Origin of the sequence: Denitratimonas organivorans (assembly GCF_037478135.1) — a bacterium.
In the GTDB taxonomy this organism is placed as follows: domain Bacteria; phylum Pseudomonadota; class Gammaproteobacteria; order Xanthomonadales; family Xanthomonadaceae; genus Denitratimonas.
The window spans coordinates 32,728-49,174 of sequence record NZ_JBBHDV010000011.1 but is presented as its reverse complement, the minus strand read 5'-3'; the positions used below and the strand labels follow the sequence as shown (position 1 = coordinate 49,174).

Annotated in this window: 11 protein-coding genes; 8 read left to right on the top strand and 3 right to left on the bottom strand. The window is 67.1% G+C overall.

Annotated features, from left to right (window positions below; translation table 11 throughout):
* The first annotated feature begins 13 nt into the window (after nucleotides 1-13).
* The 5 genes from dtd to xth all read left to right on the top strand — a co-directional run bounded on the left by dtd (nucleotide 14) and on the right by xth (nucleotide 5,471).
* Nucleotides 14-451, top strand: a complete 438-nt coding sequence (gene dtd, locus WDB66_RS11590) for a D-aminoacyl-tRNA deacylase (RefSeq protein ID WP_339398748.1) — start codon at nucleotides 14-16, stop codon at nucleotides 449-451.
* Between the two features lie 186 nt (nucleotides 452-637).
* Nucleotides 638-2,524 carry an RNA polymerase sigma factor RpoD gene (rpoD, locus tag WDB66_RS11585; protein ID WP_339398747.1) on the top strand — a complete coding sequence of 629 codons (1,887 nt, stop codon included), beginning with the start codon at nucleotides 638-640 and terminating at the stop codon, nucleotides 2,522-2,524.
* Nucleotides 2,525-2,704: 180 nt separating this feature from the next.
* Nucleotides 2,705-3,760 carry a cyclic nucleotide-binding domain-containing protein gene (locus WDB66_RS11580; protein WP_339398746.1) on the top strand — a complete coding sequence of 352 codons (1,056 nt, stop codon included), beginning with the start codon at nucleotides 2,705-2,707 and terminating at the stop codon, nucleotides 3,758-3,760.
* Complete coding sequence (hemF, locus tag WDB66_RS11575) at nucleotides 3,757-4,689, top strand: oxygen-dependent coproporphyrinogen oxidase (RefSeq protein WP_339398745.1); 933 nt, start codon at nucleotides 3,757-3,759, stop codon at nucleotides 4,687-4,689. Before WDB66_RS11580 ends, hemF begins: the two co-directional genes overlap by 4 nt.
* Nucleotides 4,686-5,471, top strand: coding sequence for an exodeoxyribonuclease III (gene xth / locus WDB66_RS11570; protein WP_339398744.1), 786 nt, complete (start codon nucleotides 4,686-4,688; stop codon nucleotides 5,469-5,471). The genes hemF and xth overlap by 4 nt, the downstream gene beginning before the upstream one ends.
* Nucleotides 5,472-5,506: 35 nt before the next feature.
* Here xth and WDB66_RS11565 read toward each other — a convergent pair whose 3' ends face one another.
* A complete protein-coding gene (locus WDB66_RS11565; protein ID WP_489670858.1) occupies nucleotides 5,507-7,687 on the bottom strand; it encodes a primosomal protein N' in 2,181 nt (726 codons plus the stop codon).
* 728 nt (nucleotides 7,688-8,415) lie between these two features.
* Between WDB66_RS11565 and WDB66_RS11560 the strand changes: the two genes are divergently transcribed.
* Together WDB66_RS11560 and WDB66_RS11555 are read left to right on the top strand one after the other, a co-directional pair.
* Nucleotides 8,416-9,219 carry an RNA polymerase sigma factor gene (locus tag WDB66_RS11560; protein ID WP_339398742.1) on the top strand — a complete coding sequence of 268 codons (804 nt, stop codon included), beginning with the start codon at nucleotides 8,416-8,418 and terminating at the stop codon, nucleotides 9,217-9,219.
* A complete protein-coding gene (locus WDB66_RS11555) occupies nucleotides 9,216-9,881 on the top strand; it encodes a DUF3106 domain-containing protein (protein ID WP_339398741.1) in 666 nt (221 codons plus the stop codon). The genes WDB66_RS11560 and WDB66_RS11555 overlap by 4 nt, the downstream gene beginning before the upstream one ends.
* Nucleotides 9,882-9,908: 27 nt before the next feature.
* Here WDB66_RS11555 and WDB66_RS11550 read toward each other — a convergent pair whose 3' ends face one another.
* Nucleotides 9,909-11,744 (bottom strand): hypothetical protein, encoded by a 1,836-nt coding sequence (locus WDB66_RS11550; RefSeq protein ID WP_339398740.1) that lies wholly within the window; start codon nucleotides 11,742-11,744, stop codon nucleotides 9,909-9,911.
* A 361-nt stretch (nucleotides 11,745-12,105) separates the two neighbouring features.
* Here WDB66_RS11550 and WDB66_RS11545 point away from each other — a divergent pair, with 361 nt between their 5' ends.
* Nucleotides 12,106-13,467, top strand: a complete 1,362-nt coding sequence (locus WDB66_RS11545; RefSeq protein ID WP_339398739.1) for an MATE family efflux transporter — start codon at nucleotides 12,106-12,108, stop codon at nucleotides 13,465-13,467.
* Between the two features lie 13 nt (nucleotides 13,468-13,480).
* On the opposite strand, the gene WDB66_RS11540 is transcribed toward WDB66_RS11545, so the two are convergent.
* Complete coding sequence (locus WDB66_RS11540) at nucleotides 13,481-16,312, bottom strand: WD40/YVTN/BNR-like repeat-containing protein (RefSeq protein ID WP_339398738.1); 2,832 nt, start codon at nucleotides 16,310-16,312, stop codon at nucleotides 13,481-13,483.
* Nucleotides 16,313-16,447 lie beyond the last annotated feature (135 nt).

Here is a 16,447-nt window from a genome sequence, read left to right as displayed (position 1 = left end):
AAATCGACGGACCATGATCGCCCTGATCCAGCGCGTCAGCCAGGCCAGCGTGCATGTGGAGGAACGCCTTGTCGGCCGCATCGGCCCGGGCCTGCTGGCGCTGGTCGCGGTACAGCCGCAGGACAACCCTTCCCGCATCGAACGCATGCGCGAACGGCTGCTGGGCTACCGCGTGTTTCCGGACGAAACCGGCCGCATGAACCGTTCGCTGACCGATACCGGCGGCGGCCTGCTGCTGGTCAGCCAGTTCACCCTGGCCGCCGATACCGCCAAGGGCATGCGGCCCAGCTTCACCACCGCCGCCAGCCCGGAACACGGCCTGCACTGCTTCCAGCAACTGGTGGAAACCTGCCGCCGCCATCACCCGACGGTTGAAACCGGGGAATTCGGGGCGCATATGATGGTCAGTCTGGTGAATGATGGTCCGGTCACGTTCTGGCTGGACAGTTGAATTCCACCCGGCAGCGCACCATTTCCCACCCGGGCGCCGCATTGCCGCCGGTCTTTGCCGGCCGCCGCGCCCCCTCCGGATGTCCGTACGGATTTTCCGCCCATTCAGCCCTGTCATGGTGAAGAACGGCCCAAAACGCTATACTGGCGCGTTCTTTACCCTTGGCACCTTCCAGTCAGGCAGCACATGTCGATCGAGAACCCAGATCCGCAGTCGGAGATCAAGAAGCTCATTACCAAGGGTCGTGAGCAAGGTTACCTGACCTACGCCGAGGTCAACGACCACCTGCCCGATGACATCGTCGATCCGGACCAGATCGAAGACATCATCGGCATGATCAATGACATGGGCATCGAAGTCCATGAGGTCGCGCCCGATGCCGAGACCCTGCTGCTGTCCGACGGCGCGCCGGCCGGCTCCAACGTCGATGAGACCGCCACCGAGGAAGCCGTTGCCGCGTTGAGCGCGCTGGATTCCGAGGCCGGCCGCACCACCGATCCTGTGCGCATGTACATGCGCGAAATGGGCACGGTCGAACTGCTGACCCGCGAGGGCGAGATCGCCATCGCCAAGCGCATAGAGGAAGGCCTGGGCCAGGTCCAGGCGGCGCTGGCCAGCTTCCCGTGGTCGATCCAGCTGCTGCTGGAAGAGTACGACCAGCACGTCGAGGGCAAGAAGCGCCTGTCCGAAGTGGTGCAGGGCTTCGCCGACGAGGAAGAGCCCGAGCCGACGCCTCCTCCCGCACCGCCGCCGGCGGCGCCCGCCAAGGTCGAAGGCAAGAACGACGACGACGACGCCAGCGAGGACGTGGACGAGGAAGACGAGGAAGAGGAAGAGGAAGAAACCACCACCGCCACCGGCCCGGATCCGGCCGAGGTCGCGCGCCGCATGGAAGCGCTGAAGGTGGGTTACGAAAAATTCCGCCGCGCCTACGACAAGGCAGGCCCGGCCGATCCCAAGGTCATCGCGTTGCGCGAGGAAATGGCCACCGAGTTCCTCGGCCTGAAGCTGCCCGCGATCCAGATCGACGGCCTGGTGCGCAAGCTGCGCGAGGTGGTCAACGCCATCCGCGATCACGAGCGCATCATCATGGACCTGTGCATCCGCCAGGCCAAGATGCCGCGCCGCGACCTGCTGCGCGCCTTCCCGGGCAATGAAACCAATACCGCTTGGGTCGACGACATGATCCGGCGCAAGCAAAAGTGGTCGTCCGGCCTGCGCGAACACCGCGACGAGATCATCAGCGAGCAGGAAAAGCTGACCGCGATCGAGGCCGCGCTATTCCTGTCGCTGCCCGACATCAAGGACATCAACCGTGCAATGGCCTATGGCGAAGCCAAGGCGCGCAAGGCCAAGAAGGAAATGGTCGAGGCCAACCTGCGCCTGGTGATCTCGATCGCGAAGAAGTACACTAACCGCGGCCTGCAATTCCTCGACCTTATCCAGGAAGGCAACATCGGCCTGATGAAGGCGGTCGACAAGTTCGAATACCGCCGCGGCTACAAGTTCTCGACCTATGCGACGTGGTGGATCCGCCAGGCCATCACCCGCTCGATCGCCGACCAGGCGCGCACCATCCGCATCCCGGTGCACATGATCGAAACCATAAACAAATTGAACCGCATTTCCCGCCAGATGCTCCAGCAGTACGGCCGCGAGGCCACGCCGGAGGAGCTGGCCAAGGAAATGGAAATGCCTGAAGACAAGGTTCGCAAGGTGATGAAGATCGCCAAGGAACCGATCTCGATGGAAACCCCGATCGGCGACGACGAGGACTCCCATCTGGGCGATTTCATCGAAGACATCAACGTCGAATCGCCGATCGACCAGGCCACCGTCACCGGCCTGTCCGAATCGGTGCGCGACGTGCTCGCCGGGCTGACCCCGCGCGAAGCCAAGGTGCTGCGCATGCGCTTCGGCATCGACATGAACACCGACCACACGCTGGAAGAAGTCGGCAAGCAGTTCGATGTCACCCGCGAGCGCATCCGCCAGATCGAGGCCAAGGCGCTGCGCAAGCTGCGCCACCCGTCGCGTTCGGAACAGCTGCGTTCGTTCCTCGATCTGGAATGACGCAGCGCCGGTCACGGCGGATGCAATCACCCAGAAGGCGGCCTCCCGGGGCCGCCTTTTTCATGCCCGCCGCCGCGCCATCGCCACCCCGCCGATGAACCCGCATCGCCGCCTCCAAGTGGTGCGAACCCCGCAGGCTGGCTACACTTTGACGCACTTGCACGGGGGAATATCGCCACCATGAGCACCGCGACCACCGATTCACTGTCGCATCTTTACCCGCTGGACTCGCTGCGTCCGGAAACCCGCGAACAACTGGCCACCGAAGCGGCCTTTTCCGACTACGGCCGCGGCGAAGTGCTGTTCCGCAGCGGCGACATGGATGACGACACCCTGTACCTGCTGGCCGGTACGATCCGCGCCGAATACCCGGACGGCAAGGTGCGCGAACTGTCCGCCGGCGCGCTGCAGGGCCGCTACCCGATCGGCGACTCGCAGCCGCGCCGCTTCACCGCCACGGTGATTTCGGCACAAGCTCGGGTGGCGCGCCTGGACCGGCGCTATCTGGAAAAAGTCATCGCTTGGGACCAACTGGCGCGCAACGCCACCGCCGGCGACAGTGGCGCCGATGCCAACCGCTGGGTGTTCCGCCTGCTGCAGAGCCGCGCCTTCCACAAACTGCCGACCGGCAACATCGAGCGCATGTTCCAGGGCTTCGAGGAAATCAGCGTGCGCGCCGGCGATGCGATCGTGCGCGAAGGCGATGCCGCCGATTACTTCTACGTCATCAAGGAAGGCACCGCCTCGGTGCTCAAGCACCTGGACGATGCTGAATCCATCGTCGCCTATCTGGTGCGCGGTGACTGCTTCGGCGAGGACGCGCTGCTGTCCAACACCACCCGTAACGCCACCGTGCGGATGATGCAGGATGGCCGCCTGATGCGGCTGGCGCGGCGCACCTTCGAGGATGTGCTGAAGCCGCCGGTGGTGGAATGGCTCAACCCGGCGCAGGCTTCGCTGCTGGCGCGCACCGGCGCAGTCGTCATCGACGTGCGGCTGCCGGCCGAATTCGAGCAGCGCGCGATCCGCGACGCAATCAACCTGCCGCTGTACCGGCTGCGCGAGGACGCGGTCGACCGCTTCGACCGCAACCGCAAGCTCATCGTCTACTGCAATACCGGCGAGCGCAGCTCGGCCGCCGCCTTCATCCTGACCCGGCTGGGCTTTGACGCCTACGCGCTGCAGGGCGGGCTGCAAGGCATGCTGCGGCAGCAGGAAAAGCAGCAGGACGCATGAGCAATCTGCCCGATCAAAACGCCGTCGCCGCCTGGCTGCGCCGGCTGCAGGACGAGATCTGCGACGCACTGGCCCGGGCCGATGGCGGCGCCGGCTTCATCGAAGATGCCTGGGAACGCGAAGGCGGCGGCGGTGGCCGTTCGCGCGTGCTGAAACAGGGCCGGGTATTCGAACAGGCCGGCGTCAATTTCTCCGAAGTGCATGGCGCCGCACTGCCGCCCTCGGCCAGCGCCCACCGCCCGGAACTGGCCGGTGCACCGTGGAGCGCGTTCGGCGTCTCGCTGGTGATCCACCCGCACAACCCCTACCTGCCGACCACGCACATGAACGTGCGCTACTTCCAGGCCCGCCCGGCGAACGCCGCGCCGGTCTGGTGGTTCGGCGGCGGCTTCGACCTGACCCCGTTCTATCCTTTCGACGAAGACATCCGCCATTGGCATGAGGTCGCGCGCGCGGCCTGCGCCCCGTTCGGCCAGACGGTCTATCCCGAGCACAAAGCATGGTGTGACCGTTACTTTTTTCTGAAGCATCGCGACGAAGCGCGCGGTATCGGCGGACTGTTCTTCGACGACCTCAACGCCTGGGGATTCGAGCGCTGCTTCGCCTATACCCGCGCCGTCGGCGAAGCCTTCCTGCCGGCCTACCTGCCGCTGGTCGAACGCCGCCGCGACACGCCTTACGGCGAGCGCGAACGCCAGTTCCAGCTCTATCGGCGCGGGCGCTATGTCGAATTCAACCTGGTCTGGGACCGCGGCACCCTGTTCGGCCTGCAATCGGGCGGCCGCACCGAATCCATCCTGATGAGCCTGCCACCGCAGGTGCGTTTTGAATACAGCTACACGCCGGAACCTGGCAGCGCGGAAGCCCGCCTGGCCGAGTACCTGCGCCCGCGCGACTGGCTCGCCGAACTGCCGCCGGAGGCCACATGAAAATCGCCAGCTGGAACGTCAACTCCCTCAATGTGCGGCTGCCGCATCTGCTCGACTGGCTGGCGCAGGCGCAGCCGGACATCGTGGCGCTGCAGGAAACCAAGCTGGAGGATGCGAAGTTTCCGGCCGAGGCGCTGGCGCAGGCCGGCTACCACAGCGTGTTCACCGGCCAGAAGACCTACAACGGCGTGGCGATTGTTTCGCGCATGTCCAGCGTGCCGGAGCCGGAAGACATCCAGATCGGCATTCCCGGCTTCGAGGATCCGCAGGCCCGGGTGCTGGCCGCCAGCTACGGCGGGCTGCGCATCATCGATCTGTACGTGGTCAACGGCCAGGCCGTGGGCAGCGAAAAGTACGACTACAAGCTGCGCTGGCTGGCAGCCGCGCACGACTGGATTGCGGCCGAACACGCACGCCATCCGGAACTGATCGTGCTGGGCGACTTCAATATCGCACCCGACGACCGCGATGTGCACGATCCGGCGATCTGGAACGAGAATTCGATCCTGACCTCGACCGCCGAACGCGCCGCGCTGCAAGGCCTGCTCGATCTGGGGCTGGTCGACAGCTACCGCCTGTTCGAACAACCACCCGAACAGTTTTCCTGGTGGGATTACCGCGCCGCCGGATTCCGCCGCAACCTCGGCCTGCGCATCGATCTGGTGCTGGCCAGCCAGGCCTTGAAGCCGCGCATCAGCGCCGCCGGCATTGATCGTGAACCGCGCACCTGGGAACGTCCCAGCGACCACACTCCGGTGTGGCTGGAACTGGCGCCGGCCTAAGCCTTTCCTCCGGCCATGCGGCCGGTGCCGATGATTCAGTAAAGATCGACCGGATCCACATCCAGCGACCAGCGCACACGGCGCGCTTCCGGCAGCTCGAACAGGCGCGGAAAGCTGGCCCGCAGTGCGGCCTGCAAGGCTGGTCGCTGCGTCGCTTCCAGCAACACTTGGCCACGCAGACGCCCGGCGCGGCGCGGCATCGGCGCCGGCATCGGCGGATGCGCACTGATGTCCGGATGGCCGCGCAGCACGGCGTGCGCGGCGCGCAGGAAGGCGTCCAGCGGCTCGACCTGCGGCGCCTCGGCACGCAGCAGCGCCAGATGCGAGAAGGGCGGGAATCCGGCCGCCTGGCGTTCGTTCAACGCGGCCTCGGCAAAGGCCGGATAGCCGGCGCTGACCAGGGTTTGCAGCAGTGGGTGTTCGGGATGATGGGTCTGCAACCAGACCTCGCCCGGACGCTGCGCGCGGCCGGCGCGGCCGGCCACCTGCACCAGCAGTTGCGCCATGCGCTCGGTGGCGCGGAAATCGGCGCTGAACAGGCCCTCGTCGATGGTCACGATGGCGACCAGGGTGAGATTCGGCAGGTCGTGGCCCTTGGCCAACATCTGGGTGCCGACAAGGATGCCGGGGCGATCACCGAGCTGTTCGAAATGTTTTTCCAGCGCATCGCGGCGGCGCGTGGTTTCGCGATCCACGCGGATCAGCGGCGCATCCGGGAAGACCTCGGCCAGCGCCTGCTCCAGCCGCTCAGTGCCCACGCCCTGCGGCATCAGCGCCAACCCACCGCAGGCCGAGCAGGCATCGGGCACGGTGCGACGGTGGCCGCAGTGGTGGCAGATCAGTCGGCGCCGCCCGTGCAGCGTCATCGCGCTGTCGCAGCGTGGGCAGTCGGCGTGCCAGCCACAGTCGTGACACAGCAGCACCGGGGCATAGCCACGCCGGTTGCGGAACACCAGCGCCTGTTCGCCGCGCGCCAGACACGCGCCGATGGCATCCAGCAGCGGCCGCGAGAGCCCGTGTGTGAGGCGTTGGCCGCGCAGGTCCAGTACATGCACCCGGGGCGGACGCGCGCCGCCGGCACGTTCGCGCAGTTTCAACCAGGCGTAGCGGCCATGGCGGGCGTGTTGCAGGCTTTCCAGGCTCGGCGTCGCGCTGCCCAGCAGCACCGGAATGCCGAGCCGCTTGGCCCGCACCAGCGCGAAATCACGCGCGTGGTAACGGAAGCCGTCCTGCTGCTTGTACGAACCGTCGTGTTCCTCATCGATGATGACCAGCCCGGCCTCGGGCAAGGGTGAAAACACCGCCGAACGGGTGCCGATCAGCACCCGCGCCTGGCCTCTCGCCATCAGAGCGTGGGTACGCGCGCGCTCGTTGTCGGACAGGCCCGAATGCAGCACGTGGACCGGCACCGGCAGCCGCTGGCCGTAGCGCTGGATCGCCTGCGGCGTCAGGCCGATTTCCGGCACCAGCACCAGCGCCTGCTTGCCGCGCACCAGGCAGTGCTGGATCGCGGCCAGATAGACCTCGGTCTTGCCGCTGCCGGTGACCCCTTCCAGCAGTGCCACACCGAAACTGCCGGCCAGCCCCTGGATACCTTCCACCGCCTCGCGCTGCGCTTCGGACAAGTCCGGCGCCACGCTACGCGCACTGCCGACCTGCTGCGCCGGCGGCAGCAGGCGGCTGTCGACCAGGCCGCGCTTGTGCAGCGAGCGCAGCGCTTCACGCCATTTCGGCATGCCTTCCAGCGAGATTTCGTCACGTTCACCCTCATGCAGCAGATCGGCCAGCGCGCGCGGGCGAGATCCTGTGCGCAACCGCGCGCGCGCGGTGACGCCGGCTTCGGTCAGAAACCAGTGCGGAATCCGCGTATCCGGCAAGGCCTCGCCCTGGCGTAGCGGTGCCGGCAAGGCCAGCGCCAGCACCTCGCCCAAGGCGCGCTGGTAGTAGCGCGCGGCCCAGTTCAGGCTGTGCCAGAGCTCGTCGTCGAATGGCGAATGCGTATCCAGCACCGCATCGACCGCACGCAGCGCCGGGCCATCCACTTCAGCCTGCGCCGGCCCGATGAAGAAACCGACCAGCACCCGGTTGCCGAACGGCACCCGCAGCCGGGCGCCACGCGGCGGCACGTTAGGGATGTCCGACGGCGGCAGATAGTCGAACAGGCGCGGCAGCGGCACCGGCAGTGCCACCTGCCAGACCGGCACCGGTGCAGAAATACCTGTCGCTGTCGCCGTCATCGCATCCGGTTCCGGCCCATGCGCGCTGTCCCGGCCAACCGCCGCCATGCCGGCATGTGCCAGCAGCAGAACGCAGGTTTTCGGCCAGATGGCGCGTTCATCGATTGCACACCCGGATGTCGCTGGAGGCGGGAGCCGGTTAGGTTAGCCGACTGGCGACGAGCGCACAGGCCCCGCCGCGGACAGTCACCTCACGAACCAGCCGGCCAGGCAGCCGCTTTTCCGCGGCTGAAGTTGCGGCAGGAATCTGTAAACAAAGTCATGAATCGCTGCTAACTGCCTGCTCTGCATGATGAATCCGGGGAAATCCACATCTCCTGTGGATAACTGTGTGGAACAAGCCCGGTGAACACCACGCGGTGCGCATCAAACCGTGTCCCCGGTCGCATTGGTCAAAAAATAGCCACACGCAAAATAACAAACAAAAACAACAACTTGTATGAGTCCTGCCCGCCCGGGCCGGGGTGAGTTGACGATTGATGACACTTGCTTGGCAGCTCGGATGCCGCTGTGCACAACCACATCGTCCCGGAGCCCTTGCGGCACAACGGGGAGCACCTGGTCGCCTTCGGGTCAAGCCCCGCTCCGCACCGGTACAGGGCGGACTGAAGACGCGCCTGAAGCGCGCCTGCCGGTGCTCCGGATCATCAGTGGCGACTTGCCGGCCTGCTATCCTGCGGCCTCGACAGCCACCTGTTTGACCCTCGATGCCCGTTCCGGCCCCGCCATCGCCCGACGCCTTCATCCGGATGCCGGAGGACGCCGCCCGGCACCAGTTGAAACTGGCCCTGGGGCGGCTGTCGCGCACCCAGCGACATGTGATGCTGCTGCGCCTGCGCGGCGAATCGGATCTGGACCGGATCGCGACACGGCTGGATCTGGAGCCGGCTGCGGTGCGGGCCTCGCTGGCTTTCGCCAATGCGCAGTTGCGCATGATGCTGTCCGACACACCGCAGGACCCGGAACGCAACGACTGGTTGCTGCGCTGCCAGGCGCTGCTGATGCCGCAGCCACCGGCAACGGCAGCCGCACCACAACGGCCATTGCCTGACACGGAGCCGGTTCCCGCCACCGCCGCCATCGACTTCGGCCCGGACCCGGCCGTGCCAGCGGATATGGCCAGCCCCGCCGCGACAGTGGAGTCGTCGGCCCCTTCGTCGCCGCCGCACACGACACCACAGCCGGATCGGAACACCAGCGCCGCGACGGAACGCACGGCCACCGCTTTCTGGCTGCTGCCCTGGCTGCCAGGGGCGCTGGCACTGCTCGTGCTCATCAGCCTCGCGCTGCTGGCATGGCAGGTGCTGAGTCCCCCCGCCTCGACCGCGACCACGACCGCCGTCACCGGCCCGGAGCGCAGCGAACCTGAGCGGATGCCGCCGCCCACGGCAGCTGCGGCGCCGCTGACCGCTCCGGACTTTTCGCTGGTGCTGCTGCGTCAGCAGCACCCTGGCCTGCTGGAAGATCTGGATTTCCTGGTCTGGCTGTCCGAACAGGAGTCCTTCCAGTGACACCGCCGACGCTCGCCCTGCTGCTGGCTGGCCTGCTCGGCACCGCCCCGCCGCTGGCCGCGCAACCGGAACAGGCCGGGGCCGACCCCGAGGCCGTGCGCCAGGCGCTGGTGCCATTCCAGGAGCTGAGCCAGCGCCTGCCACCGATGCTGCGCGAACGGCTGCACGCCCACGCCCGCGCCTGGGCCGCGTTGTCACCGGAAGAACAGGCGCAGTTGCGTGAAAACCTGAGCCAGTGGGAGACGCTCGAAACCCAACACAAGCTCGCGCTGCGCGCGCGCTTCGATGCCTGGGAACAGATGGACCCGGCCACACGCAAGCGCGCGATCCAGACCGGCGCGCACTTTTCCACACTGCCCGAATCGGTGCAGCAGCGCTGGCGCGAACGTTTCGATGCGCTGCCGGCGCAACAGCGCCAGAGCCATTTGTACGACCCCTCCACGCGCGCCGTGATCGGCCTGGCGCGCGAACTGTTCCCGTTCATTCCCGCGCAGGACCACAACGCCACGCTGGCCATGCTGCGTGAGCTGGACGAGGCCCAGGTGGCGACCCTGCGCAACCGCCTGGCACGCCTGCCGCCAGCCCGGCGCGATACCTTCCGCCAAAGCCTGCTGGACATGGACGCCGAGGCACGTGCCGCCGAGCTTGGAGCCGCGCGCTGAGACCCCGGAGCAGGCGCCCTGCTCCGCTCAATCAACAGAACGGGCGATCACCACCACATCGGCCGAGGCCGGATCCGGGGTCAGGATGCGCCAGTGGATGGCTTCGCCGTCGCACGGGAAATAGCTGGCCGACATCGTGCGCGCCTGCGGCACCAGTTCCTGTGCGCCACGCTGCACGGTCAGACTGAAACGATTCACCAGCGGCATCAGATTGGTCACCACCAGCAGTTCGCCCGGCGCGCACTGCACGCTTCCGGACAGTTCGGCATCCCCGTGCGCGTCCAGCGCGCGCTGGCGGTCGACCCGGTATTCCACATCGACCCGTGCCTCCCGCCCCTGTCGTGGTGCCAATACCTGGCGTGGTTCGCGCAGCACATGACCCCAGCGCTGCGGCTGCGGCGCCATACCAAGTTCCAGCGCCAACCCGTGCGACAGGCCGACCAGATGCCGGTCCGCCTCCTGCCCACCCAATCGCGGCAGCCGGTTTTCCGGACAGTGCAGCTGCGCGGCGACGCCCTGGCTGAAATCGAACGTCGTCGCCAGTTCCCCATGCAACGCCAACCGCCCCGGTTCGGCGCAACTTGCACGCGCCAGTTCGTCGAACTGCCAGGCCGCCAGCCAGGGACTGTGGTGCGGCGCCTGCGCGCGCGCGGCGGTGATGTCGCCGATGCTCTTGCCCGGCAACGCCACCCGTCCTGCTTCAGCCAGCGCGACACGCTGCTGCAGCAGTGCCGCATCAATGAACAGCGTAGCCAGCACCAGAAGCCCGACAACCCGACCCGCATGCCGGCGCCCGGCCAGCAATGCATGCAGGCCAAGCGCCAGCGCCAGCGCCCCGAACGGCACCAGGCTGTAGACCATCCACACCGGCGTGGCGTCGCGCAGCAGCGCGATGAACACCACCGCAGCCAGGCCGGACAGTGCGGCCAGCACGATGCGCCCGCGACTCAAACCCGCCTGTTCCGCCCCCGCGATGCGTCCCAGCAGCAACCGGATCCAGCCCAGCAATGCAGCCACCAGCAACAACCCCCACAGCAGCCATGCCAGCACGGCGCCGGCCAGCGGCAGCAGGAATCCAGCCGCGAACCAGACACCACCCGTGCCCAAAGCCCAGAGCAGTTGCGGCAGACGCGCCAACCGTGTCGTGGCCCTCATCTGTTCCAGATACGCTGCACTGGCGGTCACCTGCGGCCAGCCGCTGCGCATTTCCGCCAGCAGCGCCGGCACGAAGGGCAACACGAAGGCCAGCACCGCCAGCAGCAACCAGAGCCAGCGCCATGGCACCTGGCGCAAACGCCACAGCGCCAGCGCCACCACCGGCGCAGCCAGCAGCGCGGTGGGATGGGCATGCAGCGCCAGCGCCAGCATCAGACAGGCCAGTACCGCGATCACCGGACGCCGCGTCTGCCAGGCCAGCACCGCCAGCAACAAGGTGGCCAGTACCGCACTTTCCACCACGCTGGCATGTGCCAGCACCAGGGTGCCGACGCTGCTCCAGCCCGGCAACGCGATGATCAATGCGGCCAGCAGGCCAAGGCGCTGATCCAGCAGACGCCGGCCGAGCAAATAGGCCAACGGAATCTTGGCCGCCGCCAGCAGGCCGATGAAACACGCGGCCGCCGTGATGCTGCCGAACACCCACAGCGGCAGCGACAGCAACCAGAACCACACCGGCCCCAGCTTCCAGTGGCCGAACAGGCCCGGCCCGTAGAGCGGATATGGCCCGCCGTGGGCCACCGCGTAGGCATTGGCCAGATCCCGGCCGGAGTCGGTGACCAGCGTGGCGTAGGGAAACAGCGCCAGATGCAGCAACACCAGCACCAGCAGCAGCGCGGGAATCGCCAGAAGATGTAGCCGCGTCATGCCATGGCCCCGTATTTCAGCCCGTCACGCCCACCGCCCAGCCGCCGGCCACCGGCGGAGCCGTCGCAATAGGCAGCCGTCCGGCAACAGGACATCCCAGCAACGGCGGGAGCGCGGACAACGCGGGAATCGGACATCGGGAACCACAGCAGACGGATCGGCCCGCGACGCGGGCGGTGCGGGGAAGCTTAGCGCCAAGCCGACGGCATCGAGGCTGGCCAATGGGGGACAGCCACCAGCCACGACCGCAGTTGCAGCCACAGCCGATGCGATGGTTGCGTGGCTGTGCAGGCTGGCGCCGCTAGAATGCGCGTCCTGCCTGCGTCCGGTTCGGACCGCAGGTGCGCCTGTCGAGCCCTTCATGCCATCCCTGCTTTCCCGTTTCGCGCCGCTGTGCCGCGAGATGCGACTCACCCTCACGCTGGCGTTGCCGTTGATCCTGGGGCATGTGGCCACCGGCATGATCGGCTTCATCGATGCGGTACTGGCCGGCCATCACAGCGCCGGCACGCTGGCGGCGGTCGCGGTGGGTGCGGCGATCTGGTCAGCGGTGGTGATCGTGCTGGTCGGCGTGCTGCTGTCGGTGCCGCCGACGATTTCACAATTGGCCGGCGCCGGTCGTCGCGCCGAAACCGCTTCGATGTTCCGGCAGGCCTGCTGGCTGGCGCTGGCGCTGGCAGCGGTGCTGATGCTGGCGGTACAAGTCGCAGCCGGGCAGCTGGCGCTGATCGGCATCAGTGCCGATATCCAGCCCGGCGCGCGCGCCTTCCTGATGGGCATCCGCTGGGGCATCCCGGCGCTGGCGCTGTACCTGTCGATGCGCTATTTCAGCGAGGGCCTGCACTGGACCTTGCCGACCATGGTGCTGGGCCTGGCCGGGCTGGCGGTGCTGCTGCCGCTGGGCTGGATGATGCTGTTAGGGCGCTTCGGATTTCCGGAAATGGGCGCCGCCGGGCTGGGCTATGCGACGGCGGTGATGCTGTGGTGCCAGGCGTTGGCGTTCGCGCTGTACCTGGCGCGCAGCCGGCGCTTCGCCGATCTGGGCCTGTTCTCCCGCTGGGAGTTGCCGCGCTGGGTCGCGATCCGTGAACTGCTTGTGCTGGGCCTGCCGATCGGCGTCACGGTCGGACTGGAAGGCGGCCTGTTCATCGTCTCGGCATTGCTGATCGGCGGCATGGGCGAGGTGCCGGTGGCCGCGCACCAGATCGCGGTCAACGTCGGCTCGATCACCTTCATGGCGGCACTGGCGCTGGCCGAAGCGACCACGGTGCGGGTCGGTCATGCCGTGGGCGCCGGCAACTGGTCCGGGGTGAGGCGCGCGGTACTGGCCGGCTACACCATCGTGATCCTGTGCCAGTGCGTGACCGCGACCGGCATCGCGCTGGGCAATGAGCTGATCGCCTCCATCTACACCCGCGACGCGGCGGTGCTGGCACTGGCCGCCACGTTGCTGCTGTACACCGCAGCGTTCCAGATTTCCGACGGCATCCAGGTGGTGTCCGGCGCCGCGCTGCGCGGGCTCAAGGACACCCGCATCCCGATGCTGCTGGCGGCGTTTTCGTACTGGATGGTCGGGATGTCGCTGGGCGCGGGCCTGGCCTTCGGCCTGGGCTGGGGCGCGCAGGGCATCTGGACCGGGTTGGTGGCCGGGCTCAGTGTGGCGGCAGTGCTGCTTGGACTGCGCCTGCGCCGCCAGTTGCGCTTCCAGGCGACGCAGGCGTAGCGGCACCGGCGGATCAGTCGCCGCTCTCGAAGCCGTCGGCGAACAGCGACAGGTCCAGATAGCCGGCGCCACCGACAAAGCGGATCACCTCGCCATTGGCGAACCAGTCGCCCTGCTCCCCCGCGCGCAGCCGCACCGTCCAGCTATCCGCTGCGGTGCGGCTGGCACCGGCAAAGCCATACCAGCCGATGCTGGCGATGTCGCCCGGCTCCCGCGGCCCGTAATTGCGCCAACCGAAAGCAGGATGACGGTGATCGGCACCGTGGAAGCGGACATGCACGTCGGCCTGCTGGCAATCAGGCAACTGGAAGCGCAGCACACCGTTGTCGAAGACGGTGGCACCGCCTCCGCGCGCGATATCGGCCGGCAGATCCTGCGCCGCAACCACCTCCATGTTGTTGATCCGCTCGCAGCTGCCTTCCAACGCCTCGACCCACACCGTGACCCAGCCGTCAGCACCGCGCGCGCCGGAACCGGAAACTCCCGGCAGCGACGCCACATGCGACTGCTGCGAATCGGGTACGCCATCGAAATTGCCGTCGCCGGCGTTGGGCGCCTGGTCCTCGATCTCGCCCGGCACACCATCGCTGTCATCATCCAGGACCTGGCTGTATTCGGCCACGCCGCTGACCGTGCCTGCATACAGGCGCGCCGGCTCATGCGGATCAAACAACAACGTGGTCACCGACACTCCGGCCAGACCCAGGCTGATCGAGTTCCAGGTCAGCCCACCATCCTCGCTGCGGTAGACGCCATTGCCGGTGATGGAGCCGCCGGCGCCGGCGGCATAGACGATATCCGGGTTGACCGGATCCACCAGCAGATGACGCACGTCCTGTCCGATCACCCCAACGCTGCGTTCGGTCCAGCTGGCACCGCCATCGTCACTGCGGAAAATGCGCCCGACAAAATTCTCCCGCCAGACCGAGGCATACAGCCGCTGCGGATTGCTCGGCGCCAGCGCCAGCGCCAGCACGCTGCCATGCGAACTGGTTGGGCCATCGATACGATGCAGCCCATTGCTCGAATGCACCCAGCTGGCGCCGCCATCGGTGGACTTGAACACGCCATTGGCCACGCTTGGTGCCGGACAGGTCGTGTACTCCTGCCAGAACAGGCTCAGGCCCACATACAGCGTCTGCGGGTCATTCGGATCGATCACCAGCGGCACCGCGATCTGCTCATACCAGCAGGAGCCGCCGACAGGATCCGTGCCCGGCGCCGGCAGGCCGTTCTCGCTTGCGCTCCAGTTCGCACCGGCATCCGTCGACTTGTAGATGCGCGCTGCAGCGTAGGTCCCGGCGCCGTAATTCGGGCGGCCGCTGGCGGCGACATAGACCGTCTGCAACGGACCATCGGTACACGGCCCGACCGCAGGTGGCGTTGCACAGGAACGCGGATCCAGCACTGCGGTCCGCACGGTGCCGATATAACGTGAACCGTCCCAGTGGCTTGCGGGCAGACCAGCGTCGATGGTGTTCCATGAAAGACCGCCATCCACGCTCTTGTAGATGCCGCCGTCATTGGCATGGGTGGGTGGCGCCCCGTTCCAGATCGAGCTTCCCACACCGTAAAGATGCGGCCCGCCGGGCGCAGCAGCGGTGGTCGGATCCACCGTGATGCCGCGCAGATGCAGCGCATTGAGGCCGGAATTGCTCAGCTGCCAGCTCGCGGCCGCATCGGTGCTGCGCCACACCGTGCCGCTCGGGTCCATCGCATCGCCGTGGCCGGCCCACAGATGGCCCGGCTGGGCAGGATGCGCCGCCAATGCACGGATGTTGTGGCTGGTGAAACCCTGCACCTGCATGGTGAAGCTCAGGCCGGCGTTGTCGCTGCGGTACAGCCCGCCACTGAGGCTGCCGACCAGCAGGCGCGGGGTCGTGGCGAAATCACCGGCCAGGGCGATGCCCGAGATCGAATCCGGACGCAACCCATCGGACGAAATCCCGGCGCCATGTGCGACCCAGCTGGCACAGGCATCAGTGCTGCGATACAGGCCCCTGCGGCCACCGACCCAGACATGGTCTGCATTGCCCGCTTCAACCTCCATGGTGGTCGCCGAGTCGCCACCGGGCAGCAGAGCGCAGTCCACCAGCGTGTTTCCCGCATCGTCGCTGCGCCGCAGCCAGTCTGGGGTCGACAGGTACAGCCGGTCGCCATCATCCGGGCTGGCACGCAACAGCGGCGTCGATCCCCAGGCATCGGAAATCTCCATCGCCTGACTCCAGTTGAAGCCACCGTCCTCACTGCGCAGCAACCGGGCGGTATTGGGATCCTCAGACCGGGAGATCATCAGCAGGCGCGTCGGCGTGGCATGGAGCAGATTTGCCAGAAAACCATCGGACGGAATCCCGACCATGGGCACCGCAGTAAAACTGGTGCCGCCATCGGTGCTGGAAAACAGCTGATTGGAAGAAACCAGCACCATCAGGCGCTCGTCATCATCCGGATGGATGGCCAGATCCTGCATCCACTCACCCGGCGCAAGGGCAAGGCTGGCCGGCTGCCATGCCCCATCAACGCTGCCGCGGTACAACTGGACCGAATTGGGCATCAGATACATGCGATCGCCATGGCGTCCGGCACGCAACAGATGGCCATAGCTGGAATCCAGCCCCTGCTGGTGCCGTTGCCAGCTGGCACCGGCATCCAGGGTACGGAAAACACCGCCTCGCCCGATGGCCACGGCGCGGTCCGGATCGCTGGCGTCGATGGCGACGCCGTTGACCTGACCGCCATCCGGCCCGGTGATCGTCCAATACCCCGGCCCGGCGACGGCGCTGCCGACCAGCGCCATCGCGCCCAACAGCAGCGTGATGCGATGTTTCAGTGTGATGCGTTTCATTGCGGTTCTCCTTCCGGATACGTGCCCATTGGGACAGATACGGAATTGGGCAGCCAGATCCGCCATCCGGCTGTCCCTTCCGGCACGTGACCGCCGTCACGGGCACGGTATCCTTGCCCGGTATTCCTACTCCTC